Origin of the sequence: Streptomyces sp. AA4, assembly GCF_000158875.1 — a bacterium.
Lineage (GTDB): Bacteria > Actinomycetota > Actinomycetes > Mycobacteriales > Pseudonocardiaceae > Amycolatopsis.
Map to the genome: position 1 here is coordinate 3317147 of NZ_GG657746.1, position 14957 is coordinate 3332103.

Sequence of the window (14957 nt, forward strand, 5' to 3'; positions counted from 1 at the left end):
GGTTCGCCTTCACCGCCGAGCGGACACCAGCTCCCGGACCCGAGACGCGACCTCCCGCGCGAACAATCGGATCGCGTCGGCGGAATCCACCGACAAGAGAAACGCGCTCATCCCGTGCGTGAGCGCCAGTTCGGCCAGCTGCTCGGCCCAGGCGTCGGTGCTGCCGGACGGAATCCCCGGCAGGTTGTACAGCCGCCGGATCTCGGCAGGGGAGCGGCCTGCCTTCCGGGCCGCCTCGTCGATGATCGCGTTCGCGGCGGGCAGCCGGTCCGGCGGGATGCGGGTCCTGCTCGGCAGCCAGCCGTCCGCAACCCGGCCGATCAGGCGCAGCATTCGCGGGCCGAGCGCGCCGAGCCAGATCTCCATGCGGTGCACCGGGAACGGGCCCGGCGGCGTGCCGGTGAGCCGATGACGAGTGCCGGACACAGTGGCGGGCGGCCCGGGTGTCCACAGTGCACGGATGACGTCGATCGCTTCCGCGAGCGCGGCGAAGGCCTCGCCGGGCGTGTACCGCGGACCGCCCTGCGCTTCGATCTCGTCCCAGTACGCGCCGGCGCCGAGGGCGAGTTCGGCGCGGCCGCCGCTGAGCAGGTCGAGGCTTGCCGCCGAGCGCGCGAGCACCGCGGGCGGGCGCAGAGGCAGGTTCGCGACGTTGGGGAACACGCGCAGCCGCTCGGTGCGCGCCGCGACGACGCTCAGGACGGTCCACGCGTCGAGCAGGTCTGGCCGGTACGGATGGTCGGGGACGCTGAGCAGGTCGAGCCCGGCGGTGTCGGCGGCTTCAGCGAGCCTCGTGACGGTGTCGGGACTGGCGGCTTCCGGCAGGAGGATGACGCCGAACTGGAGGTCGTGGCCGTAGTCAGGCATGGGCGGCCCGGAATCGTGTCATGACGACATGATTACCTGACGGAACGATAGCTGTCCAGCGGGTAGGATCCCGGCATGGACGAACTGCGCCCGCCGACCCTGCTCGCGCTGCCCTCGTACCTGGCCGGGCACGTCGCGCGGATCGGGCGCCGCGAGCTGGCCGACGCGCTCGAGACGTACGGCCTCCGGCTGCCGCATTTCGCCGTGCTGGCCGGGCTTTCCGACTTCGGGCCGCTGGCGCAGCACGCGCTCGCCGACCGGCTCGGTCTCAACCGCAGCCACCTGGTGGGATACCTCGACGAACTGGAACGCCGGTCCCTCGTCGGCCGCGAACGCGACTCGGCCGACCGGCGGCGCCACCGCGTCGCGCTCACCGAGGCCGGGAAGGCACTGACGCGCGAGCTGAAGGCCGAGGCGAGCCGCTCGCAGGACGTGTTCCTCGCCGAACTGTCCGCATCGGAACGCGAGACCCTGATTTCCCTGCTGCGGCGGGTGGTGGTCGCCGACGCCCGGGCGCGCTCGGGAGCCGGCGCGGCCGGGTAGTTCCGCTTCGGGTGGTTGCGGTGCGGCGCAACGGGTAACCGAGGGTTTCCCGACACCCGAGGAGGCAGCATGGCCGCACCCACCCGAACCGATCTCATCACCGTGATCACCGACGACCATCGCGACGTCGAGCGGGTGTTCGCCGAACTCGAGGCCGAACCCGAGGCGGGCAACCGGAAAGACGTGGTCGACCACGTGATCGCCGAGCTGGTCCGGCATTCGGTCGCGGAAGAGCAGCTCATGTACCCGGCCGCGCGCAAGCACCTCGACGACGGCGACAAGATCGCCGACCACGAGATCGAGGAGCATGCCGAGGCGGAGAAGGTGATGAAGCAGCTCGAGCGCAAGAACCCCGGCGAACCGGAGTTCGAGGAGCTGCTCGGCAAGCTGATCGCCGACGTCCGCCACCACATCAAGGACGAGGAAAACGACCTGCTGCCGCGGCTGCGCGAGGCGTGTTCGGCCGAGGAGCTGGACCGGCTGGGCGAACAGGTGCTGGCGGCGAAGAAGATCGCGCCGACCCGGCCGCATCCGCACGCGCCGAGCACCCCGCCGGCGAACCTGGTCCTCGCGCCGGGCGCGGCGTTCGTCGACAAGATCCGCGACGCGCTGACCGGGCGGAAGAGCTGACTGGACGGAAGAGCTGAACGATGACTGACGACGTGTTCGTGCTCGGTCTTGACGAGGAGAACGAGCGCATCCTGAAAAGACTCCCGTCGGCGGCCGGGCTGCGGTTCCGCCCGCTGCTCAGCCCCGACGAGCTGCAGCACGGCGAGATCGACTTCGCGGACCTGATGAAGAAGGCCTGCCAGCAGCTGGACGATTTCGACGGCGAACCCGCCGCGATCGTGTCCTATTGGGACTTCCCGGCCGCGACCATGGCCCCGCTGCTGTGCGAGGAGCACGGGCTCCCGCACGTGCCGCTCCCCGCGGTGCTCAAATGCGAGCACAAGTACTGGAGCAGGCTCGAACAGCGGAAGGTGATCGACGAACTGCCCCCGTTCGGCGTCGTCGACCTGGACGGGGACCCGCAGCCGCCGCCGGGGGTGGACTTCCCGATGTGGCTGAAGCCGGTCAAGGGATTCTCGTCGGAACTGGCGTTCCACGTGCGGGACAAGCAGGGTTTCGCGGATGCCGTCGAGGAACTGCGGGCGGGTGTCGGGCGGGTCGGGGACCCGTTCGAGGACGTGCTGCGCCAGGTCGACCTGCCCCCGGAGATCGCCGAGGTCGGCGGGGCCGCGTGCCTCGCCGAATCCGAGCTGCACGGGGTGCAGGCGGCGGTCGAGGGGTACGTCTGGAAGGGCGAGGTGCGCATGTACGCCGCTCTGGATTCGGTCGATTTCCCCGGCCGGTCCTCGTTTCTGCGGCACCAGTACCCGTCGCAGCTGCCGGACGAGACGGTCCGGCGGATGTTCGACGTCGCCGAGCGCGTGATGCGCCAGGTCGGTTTCGAGAACGGCACCTTCAGCATCGAGTTCTTCTGCGACCTGCGGTCCGGGCAGGTGTGCCTGCTGGAGATCAACCCGCGGCACTCGCAGTCGCACGCGGAGCTGTTCGAGCTGGTCGACGGGGTGGCCAACCACGAGATCATGGTGCGGCTGGGGCTCGGCCAGGAACCGGACTTCCCGCGCGGCAGCGGGCGGTACCGCATCGCCGGCCGCTGCTACCTGCGCCGCTTCGACGGCGACGCGGTGGTGACCCGGATTCCGACCCAGGCCGAGATCGCCGCGCTGTGCGAGGAACTCGGCGGCACGACGATTTCGGTCACCCCGGAGGAAGGCCAGCGGCTTTCGGAGCTGCCGGAGCAGGACAGCTACTCGTTCGAGCTGGCGGAGCTGATCATCGGCGCGGACACCGAGGACGAGCTCGAGGCCAAGTACGACAAGTGCCGCGAGCGGCTGCGGTTCGAATTCGAGGACTGACCAGGAGGGACAGGACGGTGGAGGGCGACGTCGAGACGCTGTATGAGAACCAGCTGTGGAAGAACCGCGTGGAGGGGCACCAGCGCGCGGCGAACACGGCGAAGTCCCGTGCGGAAGCGGTGAAAACGGGGCGGCATATGGCGAAGGCCCGGCGGTCTGTCCACACTGTCCGCGCGGAGGACGGGACAGTGGCCAGCCGCGACGACTACCGGACCAGTCGTCGCGGCGTGCCGCTGCCGTTGGAGTGAGGCCGGGACGACGGCCGGCCGCGACGACAGCTGGATTGGTCGTCGCGGCCAGCCGTCGTGGCGCGGTTTCGGCGGCTAGCGGCGGAGGATGCGTTCGAGGTGGTTGCGCGCCTGGCGGCCCTCGGGGATCTGCTGCATGAGCCAGTTGTGGAACATGCCGGGATACTCGGCGTAATCGACGTCGATCCCGGCGTCGCGGGCGCGGTCGGCGAAGCGGCGCGCGTCCGGCAGGAGCACGTCGCGGGTGCCGATGAACAGACTGAACGGGCCGAGCCCGGTGAGGTCCGCGTACAACGGGCTGATCCGCGGGTCGTGCGGGTCTGTGCCCTCGGCGTACATCTTGCCCGCCTCGCGCAGGCCGGTGATGCCGAGCATCGGGTCGTGTTCGTCCAGTACGACCGAAATCGGGTCTTCCAGCGTCACGTCCAGCCACGGCGAGATCAGGACCGTCTGTTTCGGCTGCGGACGGCCCTCGTCGCGGAGCCGCTGCGCGACCGCCAGCGCTAGGGCGGCCCCGGCGGAATCGCCGGACAGGACGGTGTTTTCGGCGGGTTCGGCGCCAAGCGTTTGCTCGAAGGCGGCTTGCACCATGGGGATCGTCTCGACGTTGCTGTGCCGCGGGACGAGCGGGTAGATCGGCAGCGTGACCGTGCAGCCGAGCCGGCGCACCAGGTCGGCGGCGAATTCCCAGTGCTGTGATTCGATTTCCTCGACGTAGCCGCCGCCGTGCAGGTGGAAGACATGCAGCCCGGCCTTCGCCCGCGGCCGCACGGTCCAGCACGCGAACCCGTGCACCTCGCGGTGCTCGAGATCGAAGTGCTTGCGCAGCTTCCGCGGCGGCCGGGCTTGCGACGGCCGCTGGTGGCGGTGCAGGCGCTGGTGCAGCACGCGCGCGTCGTCGTAGAAGGCCTTCTGCCGCGTCACGCGCAGGTACGCTTGATACAGCTGGGCTTTCATACTGATCATGCGCGACGGGTACCCGTTCTCCCGCTGCGGGCAACACCGTTTCACCCGCGCGGTGCCGGGTACCCGGCAGACATGATCACGCGCGCTCTTCCCTCGCTGCCGTACGAGATCATCGAGGACGAGGACGTCCGGATCCCGGTTTCGGACGGCACCCGGCTGGCGGCGCGGATCTGGCGGCCCGCCGGATCGGAAGCGCTGCCTGTGCCGGGGATCGTCGAGTACATCCCGTACCGCAAGCGAGATCTGACCTCCGTCCGCGACTCGATCCACCACCCTTATCTGGCCGGGCACGGGTACGCCTGCGTGCGCGTCGACCTGCGCGGCTCCGGGGAATCGGAGGGCGTGCTCGCGGACGAGTACCTGGAGCAGGAACAGCAAGACGCCGAGGACGTGCTGGCCTGGCTCGCCGACCGGCCGTGGTGCGACGGGCGCACCGGGATGATGGGCCTTTCCTGGGGCGGGTTCGCCGCGCTGCAGGTCGCGGCGCGGAAACCGCCGAGCCTCGGCGCGATCGTCATCTCCTCGTTCACCGACGACCGGTTCGCCGACGACATGCATTACATGGGCGGCTGCTTGCTGTCGGACAACATCGCCGAGTCCGGCACGATGTTCGGCGAAGCCACGATGCCGCCCGACCCGGCGCTGGTGGGGGACCGCTGGCGCGACATGTGGCGGGAGCGGCTGGAAAACTGCAGCCTGTGGGCCGAACAGTGGCTGCGCCACCAGCGGCGCGACAGTTACTGGCGGCACGCTTCGGTTTCCGAGGACTACTCCGGCGTGCAGTGCCCGGTGCTGGCCTCGAGCGGCTGGGCTGACGGGTATTCCAACGCGGTCACCCGGCTGCTGGCGCATCTCGACGTGCCGTGCCGAGGCTTGATCGGGCCGTGGTCGCACAAGTACCCGCACCTCGGCGAACCCGGGCCGGCGATCGGGTACCTGCAGGAAGTCGTGCGCTGGTGGGACCATTGGCTCAAGAACGCGGACAACGGCGTGATGGACGGTCCGGTCCTGCGCACGTGGATGCAGGAGAGCGTGCCGCCGTCGACGTCCTATGAGGACCGTCCCGGGCGCTGGGTCGGGGAGGCGGAATGGCCCTCGCCGCATGTCCGGCCGACGGAGTACGCCCTTGAGCCGCATCGGCTCGCGCGGCCCGGCGAGCCGGTCGAAGAGGAGACGCTGAGGGTGTCTTCGCCGTTGTCGGTCGGGCAGTTCGCCGGGAAGTGGGCGTCGTACAGCGCGCCGCCGGACCTGCCGTACGACCAGCGCGAGGAGGACGGCGGGTCGCTCGTGTTCGACACCGACGTGCTCACCGAGCGTTGTGAAATCCTTGGCGCGCCACGGGTTCGGCTGCGGGTTTCGGCGGACCGGCCGGTGGCGATGGTGGCCGCGCGGCTGTCGGACGTCGCCCCGGACGGCCGGGCGACGCGGGTGACGTACGGGCTGCTGAACCTCACGCACCGGGACGGGCACGAGAACCCTCAGCCGCTCGCCCCGGGCGAAGAGTGCACTGTGGACTTCGAACTGAACGGGGTGGCGCAAGCGTTTCCGGCCGGGCACCGGATCCGGCTCGCACTGTCCACTTCGTACTGGCCGCTCGCCTGGCCGCCGCCGGAACCGGTCACGCTTTCCGTGCGGACCGGCGCGAGCGCGCTGACTTTGCCGGTGCGGCCGACCGGCGAGCCGGACGAGGTCGCCCCGGACGAGTTCGGCGAACCGGAGGGGACGCCGCCGCTGCCGACCACGCAGGTGAGCCGGCCGGAGCAGAAGTGGACGGTCTCGCGGGATCTGGTCGACTACCGTTCGGCGCTGGACGTGGTGAAGAATTCGGGCACGATCCGGTACGACGACATCGACCTGGAGATCACCCGGGACGTGCACGAGCGTTACACGTGGGTGGCGGACGATTTCTGTTCCCCGGCCGCGGAAACCTCATGGACGGTCACGTTCGAGCGGGGCGATTGGCGGGTGCGGACGGAGACGTACACGCGGGTGAGCTGCACGCGGGACGAGTTCGTGATCGACGCCCGGCTGGACGGGTACGAGGGGGACCGGCGGCTGGTGTCGCGGAATTGGCATCGGAGGGTGCCTCGCGATCTGCTCTGACCGGGGTTACTCGACGAGCTGTTCGGACACCGCCCGGTTGCCCAGCGCGACGGGCTTCTTCGCGATCCCGTCGGAGACCTTGCGCAGCGCCGCGGCGGCTGTCTTGAACAGCGGCTGCTTCGACGCCGGATCCCAGTCCGTGATGGTCAGCTCGTTGGCCGCGCGGACGCCGTCCGCACCGGTCGGGTCGGCGGTGTCCCAGTAGCCGTAGTGGAAGGGCAGGAACAGCACCCCCTCGCGGATCCCGCACGGGCGCGCTTGAGCGCGGACGCGCCCGCGCGGGGTGCGGATCTCGATCAGGTCGCCCTCGGCGATCCCGGCTCGTTCGGCGTCCTGGCCGGACAGTTCGACCCAAACCTCCGGGGCGGCCGTTTCCAGCTGCGGCGCGCGGCCGGTCTTCGTGCGGGTGTGGAAGTGGTACAGCGTCCGCCCGGTGATCAGCGCGAACGGGTACTCGGCGCTGGGCGGTTCGGTCGGCACCAGGTACTCGGCGCCCTTCAGCATGGCTTTGCCGTCCGGGTTGTACTCGCGGTATTCCTCCGGCTTGACCGGCTCGCCGGTGTTCAGGTCCTTGCCGTATTCCTCGCAATAGTCCGGATCGGCGAAGAACTTCCCGTCGGCGTAAAGGCGTTCGGTGCCGTCCGGATGCGCTTCGTCGACTGGCCACTGGACTCCGCTGACCACCCGGAGCTTCTCATAGGACAGTCCACTGTAGTCGCAAGGGCGTCCGGCGGAAGCCTTTTGCCAAGCCGCGTAGGCGGATTCGGCGTCGTGCCATGGCGGGAAGGCGGCGCCGTCGCGGTCGCGGAGATCCATCCGGCGCGCGTAATCGAGGAAAATGTCGAGGTCCGGCCGCGCTTGTCCGGGCGGGTCGACTGCCTTCTCGGACAGATGCACGGTGCGGTCGGCGTTCGTGAAGGTCCCGGTTTTCTCGCCCCACATCGCCGCGGGCAGGACCACGTCGGCGAATTCCGCGGTCTCGGTGCGGAACGCGTCCTGCACGACGAGGAACAGGCGGTCCTGGCCCAGAATCTTCCGGACCCGCGCGAGTTCGGGCAGCGACACCGCCGGGTTGGTCGCGGAAATCCACCAGAACCGCAGGTCGCCGCTCTCGGCGAGGTCGAGCATCTTCATCAGGTGGGTCGGCGGGCCGTCGTGCGGGATCTGCTCCGCCGGCACGTTCCACAGCTCCGCGAGCTGGGCCACGTGCGCGTCGTTGTTCCAGTTCCGGAACCCGGTGAGATCGCCGTCGGCCCCGCATTCGCGGGTGTTCTCGGCGGTCGGCTGGCCGTTCATCTGCAGCACGCCGCAGCCGGGTTTGCCCAGCATTCCGCGCAGCAGCACGAGATTGTTCACCTGCACGGCGGCGGCGGTCGCCTGGTGCGATTGGTAGAAGCCTTGCAGCACGGTGCACAGCAGCCGATCCGTCGTCCCGACCAGCCTCGCGGCCGCCCGGATCTCGTCGGCCGGGACCCCGCAGATCGACGCCGCGCGCTCGGGCGGGTAATCGCGGACGATCTTGACGAGATCGTCGTAACCGACGGTATGCCGGTCGACCCAGGCGTCGTCACACCAGCCGTGGCGGACGACCTCGTGCAGGATCCCGTTCAGCAGAGCGACGTTCGTCCCGGGCAGCGGGGCCAGATGCAGCTCCGCGGCTTCCGCGACCGGAGTCTTCCGAGGATCGACGCACAGCAGCCGCGGAGGTTGCGGACCGGCGAGCCGGTCGAGGATGCGAGACCACAGCACCGGCTGGGTCGCGGCGACGTTGTGCCCGAACAGCGCGATGACGTCGGCGTGGTCGAGGTCGGTGTAGGAGGACGGCTGGCCGTCGCAGCCGAAGCTTTCCTTCAGCGATTCGCCCGCGGTCGCGGTGCACAGCCGGGTGTTGCCGTCGAGGTGGTTCGTGCCGAGGCCGCCGCGCGCGATCGCGGCCAGCGTGTAGTACTCCTCGGCGAAAAGCTGTCCGCTGGTGTAGAAACCGAGCGACCCGGGACCGTCGGTGTCGAGCAATTCGCGGCTGCGCTGGACGATCCGGTCCATCGCTTCGTCCCAAGTGGACTCACGGAGCACGCCATGGTCGCGCACCAGCGGCGTGCGCAGCCGGTCCGGCGCGTTGTTGGCCTGCCAGCCGAAGAGGTCTTTCGGGTCGAGCCGTCCGCGGTTGACGCGATCGTCGGCCCTTCCCCGGACGCCCGCGATGCGGCCGTCCTTCACCGCGATGTCCAGCCCGTCGCCGTTCGAGTGCAGGACAGCGGCCGAACGGACCCAGCGGTCGACCTCGCCCACCTCCAAGCCGTCCGCGAGATGGCAGTCCACGCGCACGGGCCAGTCCTCGCCCGGACCGTACGGTGTACGCGTGCCCCATGGTTCGGCGATCCCGTCCCGCACCTTGTCTCCGTTCTCTCGGCCCGACCCGCGCGGGTACCCCGGCAGGCGACGGCCAAACTCGGGGTTTCGCGCCGGACCCCCCGGGTACGCCGCCGGGAGGAGCCGCGCGAAGGAGGTCCTGGCAGATGACTGAGCGGATGCTCGTGGTCCTGGACGAAGGCGCCAGCGACGAGGCCCCGCCGGGCTGGCGGCAGGCGGCTCCGGAGCACCGGATCGTGGCTTGCCCGCCGGATCGGGCCCCGGCGCTGCTCGAGCAGGCCGCCGAGGCCAAGCCGCTGGCCGACGTCGTGGCGGGCGGCCAGCTGGTGCCGGTCGCGTTGCGGCTGGCCGAACAGCACCCGGACGCGGTGCGCTCAGTGCTGCTCGTCGGGCCTGACCCGGAGGGCGACGGGCGCGCGTCCCGCGAGTGGTTCGCCGCGTACGGCAACCGCGTCGCCTCGGCCCGCGAGGCCGGGGTCGAGGTCGAGGTGCTTCCGCACGGCCCGGCGGGTGCTCCGCTGAGCGAACCGCGGGTGGCCGCGGCGGTGGCGGCGACGCTGGACCGGCTTCCCGCGGTGCGCCGCCCGGACTGGTGACTCGAGGCGGAGCGAACGGGTTCCTCGTGCGCACGGGCGTCGAGGACGGCTCAAAACCGTGTTGGAGGCGGCATGACCGACGAACGACATTCGGAGCAGAAGGCGGCGAATCCGCGCCGTACGCGGGTGGACGAAGACGAAGGACGCCCGCCCCGGCGGCCGGACCCGCAGAGTCCCCTCGAGGACGAGGAAGGGCGGTCGAAGCGGGGGCATCCCCAGTCGGGCGACAATTTCCGCGGCGAAAGCTGACCGGGATACCCCGCACGAGGCCTGGTTTAACGTCGATTCCGCGCGGATAAGCCAAGGCCCATGAAGATCTTGCTCTGGCACGTCCACGGGTCGTGGACCGACGCGTTCGTGCGCGGCCGGCACGAGTATTTCGTCCCGGCGGGCCCCGAGGGCGCTCCGTGGGGGCTGGGCCGGGCGGGACGGGACTGGCCTTCGGTGACCGAGGTCCCCGTCGACCGGCTCGCGGACGCCGAGCCGGACGTGGTCGTGCTGCAGCGGCCGGAGGAGGCCGCGTTCGTCCGGCCGCAGCTGGGTTCGCGGGTGCCGATGGTGTACGTCGAGCACAACGCGCCCCGGCACGGCGCCGCGGTCTCGCAGCATCCGATGGCCGGACAGGACGCGGTGCCGATCGTGCACGTCACCTCGTACAACGCGCTGATGTGGGACAACGGGCTCGCCCCGGTGGTCGTCATCCCGCACGGCATCCCGGACCCGGGCGAGCGCTACACCGGCGAACTGCCCGCGGGCGCGGCGATGATCAACGAACCGCGCCGCCGCGCCCGCGTCACCGGGGCCGATCTGCTGCCCGCGTTCCGCGAGATCGCGCCGGTGAACGTGTTCGGCATGGGCACCGACGGCCTGCCCGGCGGGCAGGGCGACGTGCGTCCGCCCCGGCTGCACGACGAACTCGCCCGGCACCGCGTGTACCTGCACACCGCGCGCTGGACGTCGCTCGGCCTGTCGCTGCTGGAAGCGATGCATCTGGGGATGCCGATCGTCGCGGTGGCCTCCACGGAGGCTCCTTCGGCGGTGCCCCCGGACGCCGGGGTGTGCTCCGCCGACATCGAAGTGCTCGCGCGGCGGTTTCGCGAGCTGGTGCACGAACCCGATTTCGCCGTGCTGGCCGGGAAAGCGGCCCGCGAACACGCACTGGCGCACTTCGGTCTCGACGCGTTTCTGACCCGGTGGGACCGCCTGCTCGCCGAAACCGTCCCCGTTGCGGAAGGAGTCTGATGAGGATCTCGATGGTGTCCGAGCACGCCAGCCCGCTCGCCGCGCTGGGGGAGGAGGACTCGGGCGGGCAGAACGTCCACGTCGCCGACCTTTCCGCGGCGCTTGTGCGCGGCGGCCATGAGGTGACGGTGTACACGCGACGGGACGACCCGGACGCTCCCGCCGCGGTGGAGACCCCGGCGGGCTACCGCGTGGTGCACGTTCCGGCCGGTCCCGCGCGCCGGTTGCCGAAGGACGAGCTTTTGCCGCACATGGGCGAATTCGGCAGCTGGCTGCGCGACCGGTGGACGGAGGAGCCGCCGGACGTGGCGCACGCGCACTTCTGGATGTCCGGCATCGCGACGGTCTTGGCCGCGCGGGAGGCCAAGGTGCCGGCGGTGCAGACGTTTCACGCGCTCGGCGTGGTGAAACGGCGGCACCAGGGCGACGCCGACACGAGCCCGCCGGAGCGGGCGCGGCTGGAGCGGATGGTCGGCAAGCAGGTCGACCGGATCGTCGCGACGTGCTCGGACGAGGTCTTCGAACTGGCCCGGCAAGGGGTGCCGCGGCAGCGGATTTCGGTGGTGCCGTGCGGGGTCGACCTGGACCGGTTCGGCGTCGGCGGCCCGGTGGTGCCGAAGACCGCGCCCAAGCGGCTGGTTTCGGTCGGGAGGCTGGTGCCGCGCAAGGGATTCGACCTGGCCATCGCCGCGTTGCCGCGAGTGCCGGAGACGGAGCTGGTCATCGCGGGCGGACCGGCGTCCGGCGCGCTCGCCCAGGATCCGGAGGCACAGCGGCTGCGCCGCTTGGCGGAGCGGCTGGGGGTGGCCGACCGGGTGCGGCTGGCAGGTCAGGTGAGCCGGGCTGAGATGCCAGCTCTGCTGCGTTCGGCGGACGCGGTGCTGTGCACGCCGTGGTACGAACCGTTCGGGATCGTCCCGCTGGAAGCGATGGCGTGCGGGGTGCCGGTCGTGGCGGCCGCGGTCGGCGGTTTGACGGACACGGTGGTCGACGGGATCACCGGCCGCCTGGTGCCGCCCCGGGACCCGGCCCGGCTGGCGGCCCGCCTGCGGGCTTTGCTGGACGAGCCGGCCGAGCTGGAGGCACTGGGGACGGCGGGCCAGGAACGGGTCCGGGCACGGTACTCGTGGGACCGGATCGCGGCGGAGACCGTCCGGGCCTACGAGAAGGCGATGCCGGCAGGGGAGTCTGGGCTGGCCGCGGCACGGTAGGTGTTTTGTCCGTGAAAGCGGCCGCGACCTGCCGAGCCAGCGAAATGCTCGCACCGCGGCGTCGACATGCATCATCGGAGAAAACGCCCGGCGAAGGCGGGAGCACGTCGCCGTTCCCCCGACACCACCACCGTCTCACGCAGCCGCGACCTGCCGCGCCGCGAACCAGTCCACCGTCCGCCGCAACCCCTCCCCCGCAGCGACCCGCGGGGACCAGCCGAGCACTTGCCGGGCCAGCGAAATGTCCGGGCACCGCCGCCGCGGATCGTCCACCGCTGCCTCGACATGCACGATCCGCGAGGACGACTGGGTAATCGCGATCACCCGTTCCGCGATCTCGCGCACCGAAAGCTCATGCGGGTTGCCGATATTCACCGGTCCGGGGTAGCCCGACCGCGCCAACGCGAGCAAACCGTCGACGGTGTCGTCCACATAACACAACGAGCGCGTCTGCCGTCCGCTGCCTTCGACGGTCAGCGGTTCCCCCGCGAGCGCCTTGGTGATGAAGGACGGCACCATCCGCCCGTCGTCGGCTCGCATGCCGGGGCCGTAGGTGTTGAAGATCCGCGCGATCCCGGTGTCCGCGCCCTTCTCCCGGCGCATCGCGCTGGTCAACGCCTCGGCATAGCGTTTGGCCTCGTCGTACACACTGCGCGGCCCGATCGGATTCACGTTGCCCCAATAGGTTTCGCGCTGCGGATGCTGCAGCGGGTCGCCGTACACCTCGCTGGTGGACGCGAGAACGAACCGTGCCCCGCGCGCCGCGGCGAGGGCGTTCTCGGTGCCGGCCGAACCCACGCGCAGCGTCTCGAGCGGCAGCCGGTAATAGTCCCGGGGAGACGCTGGCGAGGCCAGGTGGAACACCACGTCGACCGCCCCCGGGACCGGGATCGGCCTGGTCACGTCGTGCTCCAGCAACCGGAACCGCGGATGTCGGGCGACGGCGTCGAGCGCGCCGGGGCGGGCCGTCGCGAGGTTGTCCACTGCGGTCACTCTCGCGCCCTCTTCGAGCAGTTTCGCGCACAGCCGCGCGCCTACGAATCCGGCTCCGCCGGTGACTACCGCGTGGGAGAAAGCCATGTCGCGCGGGATACCCTTGCCACGCCGCGTTAACCACCGCGACTCACGGGTAACCGCCGGGCATGCGAGTACTCCTGACCGGCTGGGCGAGTTTCGCCCGCGGCGAGGCCACCGCGGGCGACGTGCTGAGTTTGCGCGCGGTGAGCGACGTCCTCACTCAAGCCGGGGTCGACCACCTGACGGTGTGGAGCCCCGCGTTCCGCCCCGAAGGCCCGCACCTGGCCGAAGCCGAGCCGGACGCGTTCACCCACGTCGTCTTCGCCTGCGGACCGTTGCGCGGCACGCAACTGCGCGAGTTGCACCAGCGTTACGCGCACTGCCGACGGCTGGCGATCGGCGTGTCCGTGCCCGATCCAGCCGACCCGGCGGTCACCGGATTCGACCTGGTCCTCCCCCGCGACGACGGCGACGCCTGCGCCGCGGACCTCTCGCTGGCGGCCTGGCTCGAAGCACCGCCGGTAGTCGGCGTGCTGCTCGCGCCGGACCAGCCCGAATACGGCGCGGACCGACGCCACGACACGGTGCACGCGACCCTCGCCGAATGGCTGCGCGACCTCGACTGCGGCCGCGTCCCGCTCGACACCCGCCTCGCCACCGACGACTGGCGGCATTGCGCGACCCCGGACCAGTTCGTGAGCACGCTGTCCCGGATGGACGTGCTGGTCAGCACCCGGCTGCACGGCCTCGCGCTCGGCCTCAAAGCGGGGATCCCGGTGCTCGCCGTCGACCCCGTCGCGCACGGCGGCAAAGTGACCGCCCAGGCACACGCGCTGCGCTGGCCCGCCGTCCTGCCCGCGGACGCCGCCCGCGCCGACCTCGACAAGTGGTTCGACTGGTGCTGCTCCGCCGAAGCCCGCGCCCGGGCCGCCGCGGAACACCCGTTCCCGGGACCGCTCGCCGAACTCGTCGGCGCGCTCAAGGGAATGCCGTGAACCGGACAACCGTCGTCGTGGCCACCCGCAATCGGGCCGGCGAACTGGCCCGCACTCTCAGTGAACTGTCCACAATGGACCCCAAGCCGCCCGTAATCGTCCTGGACAACGGTTCTGCCGATGACACGGCGAAGGTCGCGGCCTCCTTCGAGCAGGTGCGGGTGATCCGAAGCCCGCACAATCACGGTGCTGCGGCGCGCAACCAAGGCGTCATCGCTGCTCAGACGCCGTATGTCGCGTTCAGCGACGACGACTCCTGGTGGGCCTCCGACGCCCTGCGCCGCGCCGAAAACCTCTTCGACGCGCACCCGCGGCTCGGCCTCCTCACCGGCCGGACCCTGGTCGGCCCGCACCAGCGCGAAGACCCCATCACGCCAGCCCTCGCCCACAGTCCATTGGGGACTCCGCCGGACGCGCCCGGCCCGCTCGTGCTGGGGTTCCTCGCCTGCTCCGCGATCGTGCGCAGGTCGGCGTTCCTGCAGGTCGGCGGATTCAGCCCGATGCTCCACTTCGGAGCCGAGGAACAGCTGCTCTCCTACGATCTCGCCGCCGCGGGCTGGCAACTCTGCTACGCGGAAGACGTCGTGGCCCACCATCACCCGTCTTCCGCGCGCCCCTCGCCGGGCTGGCGACAGCGAGCCGAAGCGCGGAACCAACTGCTCATCAGCTGGCAGCGACGACCAGCCGACGTCTGCGCGACCCAGCTGCGGCGGCTGCTCACCCACGCGCGTCGGAACCCAGGTCTGCTCGCCGCACTGGCCGCCGCCGCGGTCCGGCTGCCGCGCGCGCTGGCTCACCGCCGGGTGCTGCCCGCCGCGATCGAACGACAAGCCCGGCTGACGGAGGGATGAGCATGGACCGGACGTCCGTTGTGGTC

15 protein-coding genes are annotated in these 14957 nt (G+C 70.9%); 11 read left to right on the plus strand and 4 right to left on the minus strand.

The genetic code is table 11. The features are described 5' to 3' along the window. Nucleotides 1–9 precede the first annotated feature (9 nt). Complete coding sequence (locus tag SSMG_RS15535; RefSeq protein WP_009077321.1) at nt 10–867, minus strand: LLM class flavin-dependent oxidoreductase; 858 nt, start codon at nt 865–867, stop codon at nt 10–12. 75 nt (nt 868–942) lie between these two features. On the opposite strand from SSMG_RS15535, the gene SSMG_RS15540 reads away from it, so the two are divergent. From SSMG_RS15540 to SSMG_RS15555, 4 genes are all read left to right on the plus strand, one after another. After that, nucleotides 943–1410, plus strand: coding sequence for a MarR family winged helix-turn-helix transcriptional regulator (locus SSMG_RS15540; RefSeq protein WP_009077322.1), 468 nt, complete (start codon nt 943–945; stop codon nt 1408–1410). 69 nt (nt 1411–1479) lie between these two features. After that, nucleotides 1480–2040 (plus strand): hemerythrin domain-containing protein, encoded by a 561-nt coding sequence (locus SSMG_RS15545; protein WP_009077324.1) that lies wholly within the window; start codon nt 1480–1482, stop codon nt 2038–2040. A gap of 20 nt (nt 2041–2060) precedes the next feature. After that, on the plus strand, nt 2061–3332 hold the full coding sequence (locus SSMG_RS15550; RefSeq protein ID WP_009077325.1) for an acetyl-CoA carboxylase biotin carboxylase subunit family protein: 1272 nt from the start codon (nt 2061–2063) through the stop codon (nt 3330–3332). A 17-nt stretch (nt 3333–3349) separates the two neighbouring features. Beyond that, the gene (locus SSMG_RS15555; protein ID WP_009077327.1) at nt 3350–3580 is read left to right on the plus strand and encodes a DUF2188 domain-containing protein; all 231 of its coding nucleotides are present in this window, start codon (nt 3350–3352) and stop codon (nt 3578–3580) included. A 75-nt stretch (nt 3581–3655) separates the two neighbouring features. On the opposite strand, the gene SSMG_RS15560 is transcribed toward SSMG_RS15555, so the two are convergent. Continuing rightward, the gene (locus SSMG_RS15560; RefSeq protein ID WP_009077328.1) at nt 3656–4546 is read right to left on the minus strand and encodes an alpha/beta hydrolase fold domain-containing protein; all 891 of its coding nucleotides are present in this window, start codon (nt 4544–4546) and stop codon (nt 3656–3658) included. A 72-nt stretch (nt 4547–4618) separates the two neighbouring features. On the opposite strand from SSMG_RS15560, the gene SSMG_RS15565 reads away from it, so the two are divergent. After that, a complete protein-coding gene (locus SSMG_RS15565) occupies nt 4619–6649 on the plus strand; it encodes a CocE/NonD family hydrolase (protein ID WP_009077330.1) in 2031 nt (676 codons plus the stop codon). A gap of 6 nt (nt 6650–6655) precedes the next feature. On the opposite strand, the gene SSMG_RS15570 is transcribed toward SSMG_RS15565, so the two are convergent. Next, complete coding sequence (locus SSMG_RS15570; RefSeq protein ID WP_037713785.1) at nt 6656–9040, minus strand: molybdopterin oxidoreductase family protein; 2385 nt, start codon at nt 9038–9040, stop codon at nt 6656–6658. A 125-nt stretch (nt 9041–9165) separates the two neighbouring features. On the opposite strand from SSMG_RS15570, the gene SSMG_RS44775 reads away from it, so the two are divergent. The 4 genes from SSMG_RS44775 (at nt 9166) to SSMG_RS15585 (ending at nt 12068) form a co-directional block, all read left to right on the plus strand. Continuing rightward, nucleotides 9166–9615 carry a hypothetical protein gene (locus SSMG_RS44775; RefSeq protein ID WP_050788195.1) on the plus strand — a complete coding sequence of 150 codons (450 nt, stop codon included), beginning with the start codon at nt 9166–9168 and terminating at the stop codon, nt 9613–9615. Nucleotides 9616–9687: 72 nt separating this feature from the next. Then, nucleotides 9688–9864, plus strand: coding sequence for a hypothetical protein (locus tag SSMG_RS45385; RefSeq protein WP_158688037.1), 177 nt, complete (start codon nt 9688–9690; stop codon nt 9862–9864). 60 nt (nt 9865–9924) lie between these two features. Further along, nucleotides 9925–10857: a glycosyltransferase gene (locus tag SSMG_RS15580; RefSeq protein WP_009077334.1), complete on the plus strand. Its 933-nt coding sequence runs from the start codon at nt 9925–9927 to the stop codon at nt 10855–10857. Further along, the gene (locus SSMG_RS15585; protein WP_037713787.1) at nt 10857–12068 is read left to right on the plus strand and encodes a glycosyltransferase; all 1212 of its coding nucleotides are present in this window, start codon (nt 10857–10859) and stop codon (nt 12066–12068) included. The genes SSMG_RS15580 and SSMG_RS15585 overlap by 1 nt, the downstream gene beginning before the upstream one ends. A 135-nt stretch (nt 12069–12203) precedes the next feature. Here SSMG_RS15585 and SSMG_RS15590 read toward each other — a convergent pair whose 3' ends face one another. Then, nucleotides 12204–13148, minus strand: a complete 945-nt coding sequence (locus tag SSMG_RS15590) for an NAD-dependent epimerase/dehydratase family protein (protein ID WP_009077337.1) — start codon at nt 13146–13148, stop codon at nt 12204–12206. A gap of 62 nt (nt 13149–13210) precedes the next feature. On the opposite strand from SSMG_RS15590, the gene SSMG_RS44310 reads away from it, so the two are divergent. Both SSMG_RS44310 and SSMG_RS15600 read left to right on the plus strand, forming a co-directional pair. Further along, on the plus strand, nt 13211–14080 hold the full coding sequence (locus SSMG_RS44310; protein ID WP_009077338.1) for a polysaccharide pyruvyl transferase family protein: 870 nt from the start codon (nt 13211–13213) through the stop codon (nt 14078–14080). Next, nucleotides 14077–14931, plus strand: a complete 855-nt coding sequence (locus SSMG_RS15600) for a glycosyltransferase family 2 protein (RefSeq protein WP_009077340.1) — start codon at nt 14077–14079, stop codon at nt 14929–14931. The genes SSMG_RS44310 and SSMG_RS15600 overlap by 4 nt, the downstream gene beginning before the upstream one ends. Nucleotides 14932–14957: the final 26 nt, after the last annotated feature.

Bases quoted from the DNA above. Each gene is read 5' to 3' on its own strand.
- SSMG_RS15550 (WP_009077325.1), top strand. From the start codon at position 2,061: ATGACTGACGACGTGTTCGTGCTCGGTCTTGACGAGGAGAACGAGCGC.
- SSMG_RS45385 (WP_158688037.1), top strand. From the start codon at position 9,688: ATGACCGACGAACGACATTCGGAGCAGAAGGCGGCGAATCCGCGCCGT.
- SSMG_RS15580 (WP_009077334.1), top strand. From the start codon at position 9,925: ATGAAGATCTTGCTCTGGCACGTCCACGGGTCGTGGACCGACGCGTTC.
- SSMG_RS15565 (WP_009077330.1), top strand. From the start codon at position 4,619: ATGATCACGCGCGCTCTTCCCTCGCTGCCGTACGAGATCATCGAGGAC.
- SSMG_RS15545 (WP_009077324.1), top strand. From the start codon at position 1,480: ATGGCCGCACCCACCCGAACCGATCTCATCACCGTGATCACCGACGAC.
- SSMG_RS15535 (WP_009077321.1), bottom strand. From the start codon at position 867: ATGCCTGACTACGGCCACGACCTCCAGTTCGGCGTCATCCTCCTGCCG.
- SSMG_RS15560 (WP_009077328.1), bottom strand. From the start codon at position 4,546: ATGATCAGTATGAAAGCCCAGCTGTATCAAGCGTACCTGCGCGTGACG.
- SSMG_RS15585 (WP_037713787.1), top strand. From the start codon at position 10,857: ATGAGGATCTCGATGGTGTCCGAGCACGCCAGCCCGCTCGCCGCGCTG.
- SSMG_RS44775 (WP_050788195.1), top strand. From the start codon at position 9,166: ATGACTGAGCGGATGCTCGTGGTCCTGGACGAAGGCGCCAGCGACGAG.
- SSMG_RS44310 (WP_009077338.1), top strand. From the start codon at position 13,211: ATGCGAGTACTCCTGACCGGCTGGGCGAGTTTCGCCCGCGGCGAGGCC.
- SSMG_RS15540 (WP_009077322.1), top strand. From the start codon at position 943: ATGGACGAACTGCGCCCGCCGACCCTGCTCGCGCTGCCCTCGTACCTG.
- SSMG_RS15590 (WP_009077337.1), bottom strand. From the start codon at position 13,148: ATGGCTTTCTCCCACGCGGTAGTCACCGGCGGAGCCGGATTCGTAGGC.